This window comes from Citrobacter gillenii (assembly GCF_013337685.1).
In the GTDB taxonomy this organism is placed as follows: Bacteria; Pseudomonadota; Gammaproteobacteria; order Enterobacterales; family Enterobacteriaceae; genus Citrobacter; species Citrobacter gillenii.
This window is the reverse complement of the sequence record NZ_SUQN01000006.1, coordinates 94,669-108,427: the sequence shown is the minus strand read 5'-3', so window position 1 is coordinate 108,427 and position 13,759 is coordinate 94,669. Positions and strand designations below refer to the sequence as shown.

Genomic DNA, 13,759 nt, shown 5'->3' with positions numbered 1-13,759 from the left:
GCCATCCGGCAACGGTTCTTATGACTCTGGCGTATAGCCTTCAATGTGCACGTCCTTGCCTTCAAACAGGAAGTTGATCATCTCCTGTTCCAACAGCTTGCGGTGCTCGACGTTCATCATGTTGAGTTTCTTCTCGTTAATCAGCATGGTTTGCTTGTGCTGCCACTGTGCCCATGCTTCTTTCGAAATCTCGTTATAAATGCGTTTTCCCAGATCGCCTGGGTACAGCTGAAAATCCTGACCTTCTGCTTCACGTTGCAGGAAAGTACAAAAAATCGTTCTGCTCATAAAAAATCCTCTTTATCGACCGGCACGTTAAACCTGCGCACCGACGCGTAATTGCTGTAACAAACGCTCCACGGGAGCCGCCAGTCCGACCGACGGCGGTTGCGCTAAGTTATACCAGAGCGCGTTGCCTTCATCCATGCAGGCGGTGAATGAGGACACGGGAAGCCACATAGGCACAATATCTAAGTGGAAATGACTAAAGGTATGGCGAAACGCAGTAAGCTGGGTCAGATTATCTGCGTTAATTTGCCGTTGCGCCAGCCACTGATGCAGTCCATCTTCATCTTCAAACTGCGGAAAACAGTATAATCCGCCCCATAAGCCGCTGGGTGGACGCTGCGCGAGTAACACCTCATCGTTATGCTGCATCAGTAAAAAATAGCCTGTGCGCTCCGGTAACGTCTGCTTGGGCTTTTTACCCGGGTATTGTGCCCAACTTGCATTGGCGGTAGCCACACAGCCATTTTGTAATGGGCACAGGGCGCACTTAGGTTTTGAACGCGTACAGACTAGCGCGCCTAAATCCATCATCGCCTGATTAAATCGTTCAACGCCGTGGGCGGGTGTAACCTGCTCACTCAACGCCCACAGTTTTTTCTCGACCTCTTTTTTCCCCGGCCAGCCGCTGACAGCATAACAGCGTGCCAGCACGCGTTTGACGTTGCCGTCGAGAATCGGAAAATGCTGACCCAAAGAGAGCGAAAGGATCGCGCCTGCGGTAGAGCGTCCAACGCCGGGCAGGGCGGCAACTTCATCAAAGGTTTGCGGGAAGGTGCCGCCATGCAGCGTCGCCACCTGCTGAGCGGCTTTATGCAGATTGCGCGCACGCGCGTAATACCCCAGCCCGGTCCACAAATGCAGGACTTCATCAAGCGGGGCATGGGCTAAATCGGTTATCGTTGGAAAGCGCGCCATAAAGCGTTCAAAATAAGGAATAACGGTCGCAACCTGAGTTTGTTGCAGCATGACTTCAGAAAGCCATACTTTGTAAGGCGTCTTGTCAATTTGCCAGGGCAGCGTTTTCCGCCCGTATTTGTCGTACCAGCTCAACACCTGAGCTGAAAATTGAGACGCTTGCATGATTACCGTTTCATTATTGCTGGGGGCAAGATTGCAGCACAGAGGTCGAAGGGTGTAAACCGGAACTTTCCGCAGCTGACTCTCTTCCTTTACTTGCATCCGGCAACTAACTTTGGATAATGCCCGTTTTCAGAACTCAAACACAGCAGACTAAACTTTTATGAAGAACGACGTCATTTCACCGGAATTTGATGAAAACGGTCGCCCGCTGCGCCGGATTCGTAGTTTTGTTCGTCGCCAGGGGCGACTGACTAAAGGGCAGGAACACGCACTGGAAAACTACTGGCCGGTGATGGGCGTTGAGTTCAGCGAAGCACCGGTCGATTTTGCTGCGCTGTTTGGCCGTGACGCACCGGTGACGCTTGAAATAGGTTTCGGTATGGGCGCTTCGCTGGTGGCGATGGCCAAAGCGCGTCCGGAACAAAACTTCCTCGGTATTGAGGTTCACTCTCCGGGCGTTGGCGCCTGCCTGGCTTCGGCGCATGAAGAGGGCGTCGAAAACCTGCGCGTGATGTGTCATGACGCCGTTGAAGTGCTGCACAAAATGATTCCTGACAATTCTTTATCGATGGTTCAGCTCTTTTTCCCTGACCCGTGGCATAAAGCACGTCATAATAAACGCCGTATCGTTCAGGTACCGTTTGCTGAGCTGGTGAAGAGTAAGCTGAAGTTGGGCGGTGTTTTCCACATGGCTACCGACTGGGAAGCCTATGCGGAGCACATGCTTGAAGTGATGTCCTCCATTGACGGGTATAAAAACCTGTCTGAGAGTAACGATTATGTACCGCGCCCACCATCGCGCCCGGTAACCAAATTTGAACAACGTGGCCATCGTCTTGGCCACGGCGTATGGGACTTAATGTTCGAGAGGGTGAAATAATGGCAAAGAACCGTAGCCGTCGTCTGCGTAAAAAAATGCATATCGACGAATTCCAGGAAGTCGGATTTTCGGTTGCATGGCGTTTTCCGGAAGGCACATCTGAAGAGCAGGTCGATAAAATCGTTGATGACTTTATCAATGAGGTTATTGAGCCGAACAAGCTGGCCTATGACGGCAGTGGCTATCTGGCCTGGGAAGGTCTGATCTGCCTGCAGGAAATCGGCAAATGCACTGAAGAACATCAGGCAATCGTGCGTAAGTGGCTGGAAGAGCACAAACTTGAAGATGTGCGCACCAGCGAACTTTTCGATATTTGGTGGGACTAAGTAGCACAGGGTCGGCAAATGCCGACCCGATTTGTATTGAGGGATAGATATGATGCGTAAAACGCTGCTGGCGGCAGTCCTGACGTTCACGGCGATGGCCGCACATGCTGATTATAAGTGCAGCGTCACCCCGCGTGACGATGTGATTGTGACTCCGCAAACGGTGCAGGTGAAGGGTGAAAACGGCGATCTGGTGATCACGCCAGCCGGGAATGTTACCTTCAACGGTAAGCAGTACACCTTAAGCGCCGCACAGCGTGAGCAGGCGAAAGATTATCAGGCGGCGTTGCGTAGCAGCCTGCCGTGGATTGACGACGGCGCCAGAGCGCGCGTCGAGAAAGGTCGCATCGCGCTGGACAAAATTATCGCCAAAGAAGTCGGTGAAAGCAGCAACATGCGCGGTCGTTTAACCAAGCTTGACGCCCAATTGAAAGAGCAGATGAACCGGATCATCGAGCATCGTACTGACGGTCTGACCTTCCATTATAAGGCAATTGATCAGGTCCGTGCTGACGGGCAGCAGCTGGTGAATCAGGCGATGGGCGGCATTCTGCAGGACAGCATCAACGAAATGGGTGCCAAAGCGGTGCTCAAAGGTGGCGGTAACCCACTGCAGGGTGTGCTCGGTAGCCTCGGCGGTTTGCAAACCTCCATCCAGAATGAATGGAAGAACCAAGAGAAAGACTTCCAGCAGTTTGGCAAAGATGTTTGCGCGCGCGTCGTGACGCTGGAAGATGACCGTAAGGCATTGGTTAACGGTCTAAAATAGCATTTACCTCTCTTTAACGGCACAGAAACATTCTGTGCCGTTTTGCTTTGCATTTTCCTTGTTTTTTGATATCCATCTCTAAAAATAACAAATTTATAAATATATAAGTCTGGTTAATTGGAAGAGGTCACATTATTCATCTGTCAGGTTGACATAATGCGGCAAATTCAAATAACCGGAGTAATAACATGGATTTTTTCAGAAAAACGGCACTGGCAGCACTGGTTATGGGGTTCAGCGGCGCAGCGCTCGCATTACCCAATATCACCATTCTGGCTACCGGCGGGACGATTGCTGGTGGCGGTGATTCCGCAACAAAATCCAACTACACGGCGGGTAAAGTTGGCGTAGAAAATCTGGTCGATGCGGTGCCGCAACTGAAAGATATTGCCGTCGTTAAAGGCGAGCAGGTGGTGAATATTGGCTCGCAGGACATGAATGACGACGTCTGGTTAACGCTGGCGAAGAAGATCAACACCGAATGTGATAAAACCGACGGCTTCGTGGTGACCCATGGTACGGATACTATGGAAGAAACCGCGTATTTCCTCGATCTGACCGTCAAGTGCAACAAGCCAGTGGTGTTGGTCGGCGCAATGCGTCCGTCTACGGGTATGAGCGCCGATGGCCCGTTCAACCTGTATAACGCCGTGGTGACCGCGGCGGATAAAGCGTCTGCTAACCGCGGTGTGCTGGTGGTGATGAACGACACTGTCCTGGATGGCCGTGATGTGACCAAGACCAACACCACGGATGTCGCGACCTTCAAAGCCGTCAACTATGGTCCGCTGGGCTATATCCATAACGGTAAAATTGATTACCAGCGTACGCCTGCGCGCAAGCATACTTCCGCAACGCCATTCGATGTCTCTAAGCTGACCGAGCTGCCGAAGGTGGGCATTATCTATAACTACGCTAACGCCTCCGATCTGCCGGCAAAAGCGCTGGTCGATGCCGGATACGCCGGGATTGTGAGTGCTGGTGTGGGTAATGGTAACCTGTATAAAACCATTTTCGATACGCTGGCAACCGCTGCGCACAAAGGCACCGTGGTCGTGCGTTCTTCCCGCGTACCTACTGGCTCCACCACGCAGGATGCTGAAATCGATGATGCGAAGTACGGATTTGTGGCGTCTGGCTCGCTGAACCCACAAAAAGCTCGCGTGCTGCTGCAATTGGCGCTGACACAGACCAAAGATCCTAAACAGATCCAGGAAATGTTTAATCAGTACTAATCGATGAAGGTGGCTGCGCTTATCGACCTAACCCTGTAGGCCTGATAAGCGCAGCGCCATCAGGCAATTTGTCGGATGGTGGCTCAAAGCCTTATCAGGCCAACATTCATTACGGTTTTCCGCGTTACTCCGCCAGAAACAGCTCCAGCAGTGAGTTTAAAAACAGCTTACCGTGCTGGGTAATCTGCCAGTACTCATCGCTCTGCGTCAGATATCCCTGGGCGATAGCCTCATCAATCTGTGCCCGAATCACCTCTTCGGCAAGCCCGGTATAGTGGGTGAATTCCACACGCGGTGCGGCCTCCAGCAAGCGGAAGCGGTTCATAAAGAACTCAAATGGCTTATCAGCCTCGGCGACATCACGCTCGCTTTCGAGATAACGTCCCTGCATGTAACCGCGCGGATGTCGGGTTTTGGTGGTGCGCAGGATACGTCCGTCCGGGAAGGTGATCTTGCCGTGAGCCCCGCAGCCAATGCCAAGATAGTCGCCAAAACGCCAGTAGTTCAGGTTGTGCTGGCACTGATATCCCGGTTTTGCATAGGCCGAGGTTTCATATTGCTGATACCCGGCGGCGGTCAGCAACCGGTGGCCTTGCTCAAAAATATCCCACAGGGCGTCATCATCCGGTAGCACCGGCGGGCGCGAACCAAACAACGTGTTGGGCTCAATAGTGAGCTGATACCAGGAGAGGTGCGGGGGGTTAAGCTCAATGGCCTGCTGTAAATCGCCCAGCGCTTCTTCCAGCGTTTGATCCGGCAGGCCGTGCATCAAATCGAGGTTAAAGCTGCGCAATCCCAGACCGTCAGCCAGATTCGCCGCGCGTTTGGCTTCTTCTGGCCCGTGAATACGCCCCAGTCGCTCAAGCTTGGCGGCGCTAAAACTTTGTACGCCAATCGAGATGCGGTTAACTCCAGCGCGTTGATAATCGACAAACCGATCGGCTTCCACCGTACCGGGATTGGCTTCCATCGTGATTTCGGCATCCGCCGCCAGATTCAGACGCGCACGCACGCCATCCAGCAACGTTTGCATTGCCGGGCCAGAGAGCAGGCTCGGCGTACCGCCACCAATAAAAATGGTCTTTACTTCGCGTCCCTGCGCGTAGGCGACGTTGGCATCCAGATCGCTCAGCAGATGCCCAACGTAATCGTCATGGGGAACTTCGCCCTTTAACGCATGCGAGTTGAAGTCGCAGTAGGGGCATTTCTGCACGCACCACGGGATGTGGATATAAAGACTCAGCGGTGGCAACTTAACCATTACGCAGCGCATCCAGCAGCAGTTTTAGTGCCTGTCCACGGTGGGAAATAGCACTCTTTTCTTCGCGGGTCAGTTCGGCTGCGGTTTTACCCTCAGACGGTACAAAGAAGATAGGGTCGTAGCCAAAACCACCGTCTCCGGCAGGCTCACGAGCGATCACACCCGGCCAGCGTCCGTGACATACAACAGGGGTTGGGTCATCTGCGTGGCGCATATACACCAGTACACAATGGAACTGTGCCTGACGTTTTTCGTCCGGGATATCCTGCAGGGTGTGCAGCAGTTTTTCCAGGTTTTGTCTGTCAGTCGCATCTTCACCAGAATAGCGAGCAGAATAAATCCCCGGAGCCCCGCCGAGGGCGTCAACGGCCAGGCCGGAATCATCGGCAATGGCAGGCAGACCGGTGATTTGCGCGGCATGACGCGCCTTCAGAATGGCGTTTTCAATAAACGTCAGGCCGGTTTCTTCTGCGGAATCAACGCCCAGATCCGTTTGGGCAACGACATCAAGCCCGAAGTCGCTCAGGAGAGAGGCGAGTTCACGCACTTTACCGGCATTGCCGGTCGCGAGGACAACTTTTTGCATGGGATACCTAATCAGTTAGCGCCGCAATTTCTGGCGGGATCTGTTGCGGATGAATGATTTTAACCTGTTTGTGGCGGCCAAGCTCGCCCTTCTCAATAACGACCTGGCTTTTCGCCACACGGAACTGTTTACCGAGAAACTTCACCAGATGGCTGTTGGCTTGCCCATCGACCGGTGGGGCGGTAATGGCGACTTTTACTTCGTCGCCATGTAAACCCACAATACTGTCACGGCTGGCTTTAGGCTGAATGTAGAGCCGTAAAACCAGACCGTCATCGCAGGGTGTTACGGCACTCATAGCGCCATCCACAGCCCCGGCAGCAGCATGTTGCCTGTCGCTTGTAACACTTCTGCGATCCCCATGTTGATGACATAGAGCAGCAGCACCAGGATCATCGGGGAGAAGTCGATCCCGCCCATTCCTGGAAGGATACGGCGAATAGGACGCAGCAGCGGATCCGCCAGTTGAATCAGTACGTATTCTACAGGGCTGCGGCCCTGGCTGACCCAGCTCATGATGGCCATCACCAGCAGTACCCAGAAAATCAGCAGCCCGATAGTCTTCAGGACGATCAGTACGGCGGCGATCCAGATAATGGGTTGGAACGTGACCACTTTGAACAGCACAATAGCTTTGATAAAGCTGAGCACTAACGCGACCAGTAACGATGCGCTATCAATCGGCCCCATCGGGGGAATAATTCGGCGTAACGGCCCAATAATAGGCTGAGTGATTTTTACAATGAACTGCGAAAACGGATTGTAAAAATCGCAGCGAGACCACTGCATCCACACGCGCAATAGCAGCGCCATGGTATACAGCTCAATTACCGTTGAGAGCAGGAAGGTCAACGTATTCATGGTGTTCCTCAGTTTTCCTTAATTTTTTGTGTAATCACGAGCACCAAAAATGGCAGTGCCAATGCGCACCATCGTGCTACCCGCCGCGATGGCGGCATCCATATCATCAGACATTCCCAACGAGAGCGTATCGACTGTCGGGTAGCGTGTTTTCAACCCGGCAAATGCTACAGCCATTTGCTGTGCAACTTCAAACTGCCTTACATAATCTGACTCAGGCGCCGGGATTGCCATCAGTCCACGCAGGGTAATGCGCGGCAGAGCGGCGACGTCTGCGGCCAGGGCATCAAGCTCTGCCAGCGGAATACCTGACTTGCTGTTCTCATCGCTGATGTTTATTTGAATCAGCACATTTAGCGGCTGTAGGTCTGCCGGGCGCTGTTCGCTGAGTCGGGTGGCGATGCGCAAACGGTCTATCGTGTGGCACCAGTCAAAATGTTCAGCCACCAGACGGCTTTTGTTGGACTGCAACGGGCCGATAAAGTGCCACTGCAGTCCAGTCACGCCGTTTTCGCTGAAGTAGCGGATTTTATCCACGCCTTCCTGAACATAGTTTTCCCCAAAGGCATGCTGCCCGGCAGCAATGGCTTCTTCGATGGCGCTCGCAGGTTTGGTTTTGCTCACTGCAAGCAACGTAACGTCTTCTGAAGACCGCCCGCAACGCGTCGCGGCGGCTGAGATTTTCTCCCTGACATGTGCCAGGTTATGCGCGATATCGTTCATTTTCCGAGGATGTTCATATGAATATGGAAGAAATAGTGGCCCTTAGTGTAAAGCATAACGTGTCGGATCTACACCTGTGCAATGCATGGCCTGCGCGCTGGCGCATATGTGGAAGGGTAGAAATTGCCCCGTTTACCGCGCCTGACGTGGAGAATCTGCTGATGTTATGGCTCAGTGAGCAACAACAGGTACAGTGGCGGGAAAAGGGTCAGGTTGATTTTGCTATCGCACTGGCGGATTCCCGGCGTTTACGGGCCAGCGCATTTACGCATCAGCAGGGAACGTCACTGGCGCTGAGACTGCTGCCGCTTGATTGCCCGTGCCTGGATGATCTCCATACGCCCGCTGCGTTGCCAGAACTGCTGCACAGCGAAAACGGGTTGATTCTGGTGACCGGGGCGACGGGCAGCGGTAAGTCGACGACGCTGGCGGCGATGGTGGACTCTCTCAATCAGCACGTTGACGGGCATATTCTGACCCTGGAAGACCCGATTGAATTCCGCTATACCAGCCAGCGTTGTTTGATCCAACAGCGTGAGATTGGCGTGCACTGCCTTTCTTTTGCTGCCGGCCTGCGGGCGGCATTGCGTGAAGATCCTGACGTGATTTTACTGGGGGAACTGCGCGACAGCGAGACGATTCGCCTGGCGCTGACGGCGGCGGAAACGGGGCATCTGGTGCTGGCAACGCTGCATACGCGCGGTGCGGCGCAGGCGGTGGAGCGGCTGGTGGATACGTTCCCTGCACAGGAAAAAGACCCGGTGCGTAATCAACTGGCGGGTAGCTTGCGGGCGGTGCTCGCACAAAAACTGGAAGCCGACAGGCAGGGGGGGCGGGTGGCGTTATTTGAACTGCTGGTCAATACGTCGGCTGTGAGTAATCTGATCCGTGAAGGGAAAACCCACCAGCTACCCGGCGTGATACAAACCGGGCAACAGGCGGGTATGCAAACATTTGCCCAGAGCCTGCAGCAGCGTCAGGCGCAAGGCAGGCTGTAAATATGAGCCTTAGTAACCTTGTTCGAAATAGCTTTCGAGAATAACGACGGCAGACGCGGAGTCTACTTTGCCTTTATTCAGCGCGCGGTACCCGCCTTGCTCAAACAGGCCGGAACGTGCTTCGACGGTGCTCAGGCGTTCGTCGTGCAGCGTGACCGTGACGCCAAAGCGGCCATGAATACGGTTGGCAAACTTGCGCGCGCGCGCAGTAAGCGGCTGCTCGGTGCCGTCCATATTGAGCGGCAGACCGACAATGATTTCATCCGGTTGCCACTCTTTTAGCAGGCGCTCAATCACGTTCCAGTCTGGCGTGCCGTCCTGCGCTTTGATAGCAGGCAGCGGTCTGGCAGTACCTGTAATGCGCTGACCAATCGCCACGCCAATACTTTTGGTCCCAAAATCAAAGGAGAGTAATGTTTCGCTCATTATGCGTGTCCCGCCACGCCAGGCATGGTCAGGATATCGATCCCGATAAGTTTGGCCGCGTCGCGCCAGCGGTCGGCAATCGGCGTTTTAAACAGAATATTGAGATCCGCGGGGGCGGTGAGCCAGGCATTATCCAGCAACTCTTGCTCCAGTTGGCCTTTTTCCCATGATGAATACCCCAGGGCGACCAGCACCTCGGAAGGTTGTTCCTGAGTGCCTAAGGTTTCCAGTACATCGCGGGAAGTAGTGATAATGGTGTTGTCCGAAATACGAATGCTGGAGGCGAAGCGTGAAGGAGGGGTATGCAAAATAAACCCACGCTCTTCTGCTAACGGGCCTCCGAGCATCACGGCTTTATCCAGGCGAATCGCCGGATCGCGTGTCTCAGGGGTAATCTTCAGCTTTTCCAGAATCCCTGCAATCTGTAAGTTTTCCAGGGGTTTATTGACGATAATCCCCATTGCGCCATTTTCATTATGTTCGCAAATGTAGACCACGGAACGGCGGAAAATCGGATCCTGGAGAGCAGGCATGGCAATAAGAAAGTGATGCTGTAAATTCATTGTCAGAGGTTCTGTTTCCTGGTTCAAAAAAGCAACAACGGTCAGTATGCGAGGAAAGCGTTAAGTTGTCACCCTCTGAAAATAACATTGCCGGATATCGGCTTCGCCTTATCCGGCCAACGGGGTGCAATTGTAGGCCGGATAAGACACCGTGGCGTCGTCATCCGGCGCAGGTTTACTTGGCTAAGCGAGCTTCAATGGCATCCATCAGCATACCGGTAATGGACACCGGGAACTCCGCCTCAATTTCGCGAATACAGGTTGGGCTGGTGACGTTAATTTCCGTCAGGCGATCGCCGATAATATCCAGACCGACAAAAATCAGTCCTTTGGCTTTCAGCGTTGGCCCGATACGACGTGCAATTTCCCAGTCGCTGTCGGTCAGCGGACGAGGTTCGCCACGGCCACCGGCCGCCAGATTACCACGGGTTTCACCGCCCTGTGGAATGCGTGCCAGGCAGTAGGGAACGGGTTCGCCATCGACCACCAGTACGCGTTTGTCGCCGTCTTTAATTGCCGGCAGGTAGTTCTGCGCCATGCAGTAGCGGGTACCGTGTTCGGTCAGCGTTTCGGCAATTACACCGAGGTTCGGATCGCCTTCCTTCACGCGGAAGATCGATGCACCGCCCATGCCGTCCAGCGGCTTGAGAATGATATCGCTGTGTTTTTGCCAGAAGGCTTTCAGCTGCACTTTGTTACGCGTGACCAGCGTTTCTGGCGTCAGGTCCGCGAACCAGGCGGTGAACAGCTTTTCGTTACAATCGCGCAGGCTCTGCGGTTTGTTCACGATCAGCGTCCCTTGCTCTTCTGCACGCTCCAGAATATAGGTGGCGTAGATGAACTCGGTATCAAACGGCGGATCCTTACGCATCAGAATGACGTCCAGGTCAGCCAGTGGTAGATCTTGTTCGCTGTTGAACTCATACCATTTGTCGTAGTTCTGCTCTACGCTCAGGGTACGCGTGCGGGCGCGGGCTTCACCGTTAATCAGATAAAGATCGGCCATCTCCATATAGTGAAGTTCGTAACCACGACGTTGTGCTTCCAGCAGCATAGCAAAGCTGGAATCTTTCTTGATGTTGATGCTTGCGATGGGATCCATCACGATGCCGAGCTTGATCATTGTTCTTCTCCGTTAGCCCAGATCGCCAAATCGCACCTGTAGCGCGGTAATGGCGGTGAGCGCAGTTGTCTCAGTACGCAGAACGCGAGGTCCTAACAGAATATCAGTAAACTGATAGCGTGCAGTCATGGCAATTTCATCTGCCGACAGCCCGCCTTCCGGGCCAATCAGCAGTCGGATGCGCTCTACCGGCAGCGGAAGCGTGTTAATACTGGCGCTGGCGCGCGGGTGCAGGTTCAGTTTTAGCCCCACGTCCTGCTCGGCACACCAGGCTTCCAGATCCATTGCCGGGCGAATTTCAGGCACCCGGTTACGACCGCATTGCTCGCAGGCGGCAATCGCAATTTTCTGCCACTGCTGGAGCTTCTTGTTCAGGCGTTCACTGTCCAGTTTAACGCCGCAGCGCTCAGAAAAAAGTGGCGTAATGAGGCTTACACCCAGTTCAATCGATTTCTGGATAGTAAATTCCATTTTTTCACCGCGCGACATCACCTGCCCAAGATGAATATGCAAGGGAGATTCGCGATCGTCGAGTTCGGCGCTCAGTATCTTCACATCCACGCTTTTCTTGCTGGCGTGGGTGATCTCGGCGTCAAACACCTGGTTGCTGCCGTCAAATAGTTGAAGAGCCTGGCCCGGTCCCATGCGCAGCACGCGACCGATATGGTTGGCGGCATCTTCACACAGTGAAATTTGGCTGCCTGCCGTGAGTGGTTCAGGGTGATAAATGCGAGGAATGCGCATAGTTAACCATCCGCGTCATGGCCCTGGCCGACAAAACGGCAGGGCATGGGTTAAAATATTGACGCTAGTGTAGGTTAGCTCTTTTGCGCCTGGCAAGCGCGTTGCACGTATGGGTTATGGTTGCCCTGTACCTTCGCAATACGTTCGTCGCGTTCGCACTCCCAGTCGGTCACTGGATACTGTTTATTCCAGGCGTTAAAAAGCTGGGTTTGCTGACGGGAAAGCGTCAGGTTGTACTGGTCGCGCATGTAAAAATAGGTGCGCGCGATGGCGCCGCGAGCGCGGGCAGGCGGCTCAGCCACTTTTTCTTTGAAATCGACCTTCATGTCACACTGCCCATACTGGCCTTCGCCGCCGTTCCACTGGCTGTACATAAAGTTCGCGCGATCGCCATTTACTTCACCCACTGCCGGTTGCAGGTTGTGCATATCGCTTTCCATCTTGCGATAGACCGGATCTTTGGCGCAATTTTTACGTCCACCGTCCTGCCAGCACTGGCGTTGATGACCAAATTGCCAGGCCGGAACCACGTGTTCCCATTCAATACGGCTGGCGCGGTTTTCGTTTTTCCGCACTTTATAGCCGCAGGACTCGAGATCCACGACCCCTTTTTTGCCCTGCCAGTTAATTTTACAGCCGCAGTAGAAATCGCCGGGCGCATCGGCATTAACTTTTACACCAGCGGCTTTCGCCTGGGAGAAACTGTTGATACCTTCGGCGAATGCCGGGCCAGAGAGTGCAGTAGCCAATAACGCCACTGCCATAGAAAGATTACGGTACATCACACACTCCGTGTCAAAACGAGCCCGCAACGTAACGAAAGCGTCGGGCAGATGCAATCAGCTAAATCATATAAGTTCCAGAAATTACTTTTGAGTAACAAGGCGCTATCGGCGGATTATTGTTTGCTTGTTTAGCGCGCCTGCTCATACAGTAGCGTGTCACGAGCGCGAACCAGGGCGTTGCGCAGATTGCCCAGATAACAGCCGTTTTTATCGAATTAATGACCGGGAAAAAAGATGAAGAAAGGGTTGAGCGCGTTTCCGCTTACGCCGCTGAGGGCGGGTGAGGTTGATGAAAATACATGGCTTTCTCTGATTGAGAATATTGCCGGTGCCGGCGTTGATTCCATCGGTGTGCTGGGTTCAACCGGGAGCTATGCCTACCTGACGCGTGAACAGCGCCTACGCGTTACCCGGTTAGCGCTTGAGGCGGCATCTGGTATCCCCGTTATTACCAGCATTGGCAGCGTACGAGTCGAAGAAATTCTGCACCTTATCGATGATGCGCAGCAGGCGGGTGTCAGCGGCGTTTTGATGGCCCCGGTCTCTTACCAGCGACTGAACGTGGATGAAGTTTTTGATCTGTACGATCGAGTCACTCGTGAGCTGTCGGTGCCGCTATGTATTTATGACAATCCCGCCACCACCGGGTTTGAATTTAGCGATGCCCTGCTTATCGCGCTGTCAAATTTACCGGCTATTGGTTCGATTAAACTGGCTTCATTCACCTCTGAACGGATCGCCAGGCTAAAAAACAGTCTTCCGGCAGGCGTCTCTATTGGTGTCAGTGGCGACGGTCAGGCTGCCTCAGGGCTGTTAGCCGGAGGCGATGTCTGGTATTCCGTCCTGGCAGGCTTGTTCCCGCATTATTCACGTGCTTTAGCCAATGCCGCGTTGACGGGAGATCACGTCAAAACCCGGCAACTGGATAGCGCGCTCCAGCCTCTGTGGGCCTTTTATCAACGGCACGGTAGCCTGAGGGTGATCGCGACGGTGGCAGAAATGATGGGGAAAGTGTCTGCGCCTTGTCTCCCCTTTCCGCTGCAAACGCTGAAGGGGGAGGAAAGGCTCTTATTGCAGGAAACGTTGAGTTCATTATCTTTTTTGGATTGAT

General features: G+C 53.7%; 18 protein-coding genes. 6 read left to right on the top strand and 12 right to left on the bottom strand.

The window, feature by feature from the left end; genetic code table 11:
* Positions 1-18: 18 nt before the first annotated feature.
* Together FCH32_RS15015 and mutY are read right to left on the bottom strand one after the other, a co-directional pair.
* Positions 19-288 carry an oxidative damage protection protein gene (locus FCH32_RS15015; protein ID WP_003027126.1) on the bottom strand — a complete coding sequence of 90 codons (270 nt, stop codon included), beginning with the start codon at positions 286-288 and terminating at the stop codon, positions 19-21.
* Positions 289-315: 27 nt separating this feature from the next.
* The gene (gene mutY, locus FCH32_RS15010) at positions 316-1,368 is read right to left on the bottom strand and encodes an A/G-specific adenine glycosylase (protein ID WP_174361143.1); all 1,053 of its coding nucleotides are present in this window, start codon (positions 1,366-1,368) and stop codon (positions 316-318) included.
* Between the two features lie 160 nt (positions 1,369-1,528).
* On the opposite strand from mutY, the gene trmB reads away from it, so the two are divergent.
* The 4 genes from trmB to ansB all read left to right on the top strand — a co-directional run bounded on the left by trmB (position 1,529) and on the right by ansB (position 4,578).
* Complete coding sequence (trmB, locus tag FCH32_RS15005; protein WP_174361142.1) at positions 1,529-2,248, top strand: tRNA (guanosine(46)-N7)-methyltransferase TrmB; 720 nt, start codon at positions 1,529-1,531, stop codon at positions 2,246-2,248.
* The gene (locus FCH32_RS15000; protein WP_096755737.1) at positions 2,248-2,574 is read left to right on the top strand and encodes a YggL family protein; all 327 of its coding nucleotides are present in this window, start codon (positions 2,248-2,250) and stop codon (positions 2,572-2,574) included. Before trmB ends, FCH32_RS15000 begins: the two co-directional genes overlap by 1 nt.
* Before the next feature lie 49 nt (positions 2,575-2,623).
* Complete coding sequence (locus FCH32_RS14995) at positions 2,624-3,343, top strand: YggN family protein (RefSeq protein ID WP_096755738.1); 720 nt, start codon at positions 2,624-2,626, stop codon at positions 3,341-3,343.
* A 188-nt stretch (positions 3,344-3,531) separates the two neighbouring features.
* Complete coding sequence (ansB, locus tag FCH32_RS14990) at positions 3,532-4,578, top strand: L-asparaginase 2 (RefSeq protein ID WP_096755739.1); 1,047 nt, start codon at positions 3,532-3,534, stop codon at positions 4,576-4,578.
* Positions 4,579-4,702: 124 nt separating this feature from the next.
* On the opposite strand, the gene hemW is transcribed toward ansB, so the two are convergent.
* The 5 genes from hemW to FCH32_RS14965 are packed head-to-tail and all read right to left on the bottom strand — an operon-like array spanning position 4,703 to position 8,009.
* Positions 4,703-5,839 (bottom strand): radical SAM family heme chaperone HemW, encoded by a 1,137-nt coding sequence (gene hemW, locus FCH32_RS14985; RefSeq protein ID WP_135911432.1) that lies wholly within the window; start codon positions 5,837-5,839, stop codon positions 4,703-4,705.
* Complete coding sequence (locus FCH32_RS14980) at positions 5,832-6,425, bottom strand: XTP/dITP diphosphatase (protein ID WP_115257510.1); 594 nt, start codon at positions 6,423-6,425, stop codon at positions 5,832-5,834. The genes hemW and FCH32_RS14980 overlap by 8 nt, the downstream gene beginning before the upstream one ends.
* A 7-nt stretch (positions 6,426-6,432) precedes the next feature.
* On the bottom strand, positions 6,433-6,723 hold the full coding sequence (yggU, locus tag FCH32_RS14975) for a DUF167 family protein YggU (RefSeq protein WP_003027101.1): 291 nt from the start codon (positions 6,721-6,723) through the stop codon (positions 6,433-6,435).
* Positions 6,720-7,286: a YggT family protein gene (locus FCH32_RS14970; protein WP_096755742.1), complete on the bottom strand. Its 567-nt coding sequence runs from the start codon at positions 7,284-7,286 to the stop codon at positions 6,720-6,722. Before FCH32_RS14970 ends, yggU begins: the two co-directional genes overlap by 4 nt.
* A gap of 18 nt (positions 7,287-7,304) precedes the next feature.
* A complete protein-coding gene (locus tag FCH32_RS14965; RefSeq protein WP_174361141.1) occupies positions 7,305-8,009 on the bottom strand; it encodes a YggS family pyridoxal phosphate-dependent enzyme in 705 nt (234 codons plus the stop codon).
* 17 nt (positions 8,010-8,026) lie between these two features.
* On the opposite strand from FCH32_RS14965, the gene FCH32_RS14960 reads away from it, so the two are divergent.
* Positions 8,027-9,007 (top strand): type IV pilus twitching motility protein PilT, encoded by a 981-nt coding sequence (locus FCH32_RS14960; RefSeq protein ID WP_174361140.1) that lies wholly within the window; start codon positions 8,027-8,029, stop codon positions 9,005-9,007.
* Positions 9,008-9,016: 9 nt separating this feature from the next.
* On the opposite strand, the gene ruvX is transcribed toward FCH32_RS14960, so the two are convergent.
* From ruvX to endA, 5 genes are all read right to left on the bottom strand, one after another.
* Positions 9,017-9,433 carry a Holliday junction resolvase RuvX gene (gene ruvX, locus FCH32_RS14955; protein ID WP_096755745.1) on the bottom strand — a complete coding sequence of 139 codons (417 nt, stop codon included), beginning with the start codon at positions 9,431-9,433 and terminating at the stop codon, positions 9,017-9,019.
* The gene (locus FCH32_RS14950) at positions 9,433-9,996 is read right to left on the bottom strand and encodes a YqgE/AlgH family protein (protein WP_096755746.1); all 564 of its coding nucleotides are present in this window, start codon (positions 9,994-9,996) and stop codon (positions 9,433-9,435) included. Before FCH32_RS14950 ends, ruvX begins: the two co-directional genes overlap by 1 nt.
* A 175-nt stretch (positions 9,997-10,171) precedes the next feature.
* A complete protein-coding gene (gene gshB / locus FCH32_RS14945) occupies positions 10,172-11,119 on the bottom strand; it encodes a glutathione synthase (protein ID WP_174361139.1) in 948 nt (315 codons plus the stop codon).
* Positions 11,120-11,131: 12 nt separating this feature from the next.
* Positions 11,132-11,863, bottom strand: a complete 732-nt coding sequence (rsmE, locus tag FCH32_RS14940) for a 16S rRNA (uracil(1498)-N(3))-methyltransferase (protein WP_117342641.1) — start codon at positions 11,861-11,863, stop codon at positions 11,132-11,134.
* A gap of 74 nt (positions 11,864-11,937) precedes the next feature.
* Positions 11,938-12,645, bottom strand: a complete 708-nt coding sequence (gene endA / locus FCH32_RS14935; protein ID WP_174361138.1) for a deoxyribonuclease I — start codon at positions 12,643-12,645, stop codon at positions 11,938-11,940.
* 237 nt (positions 12,646-12,882) lie between these two features.
* Between endA and FCH32_RS14930 the strand changes: the two genes are divergently transcribed.
* On the top strand, positions 12,883-13,758 hold the full coding sequence (locus FCH32_RS14930; protein ID WP_174361137.1) for a dihydrodipicolinate synthase family protein: 876 nt from the start codon (positions 12,883-12,885) through the stop codon (positions 13,756-13,758).
* Position 13,759 lies beyond the last annotated feature (1 nt).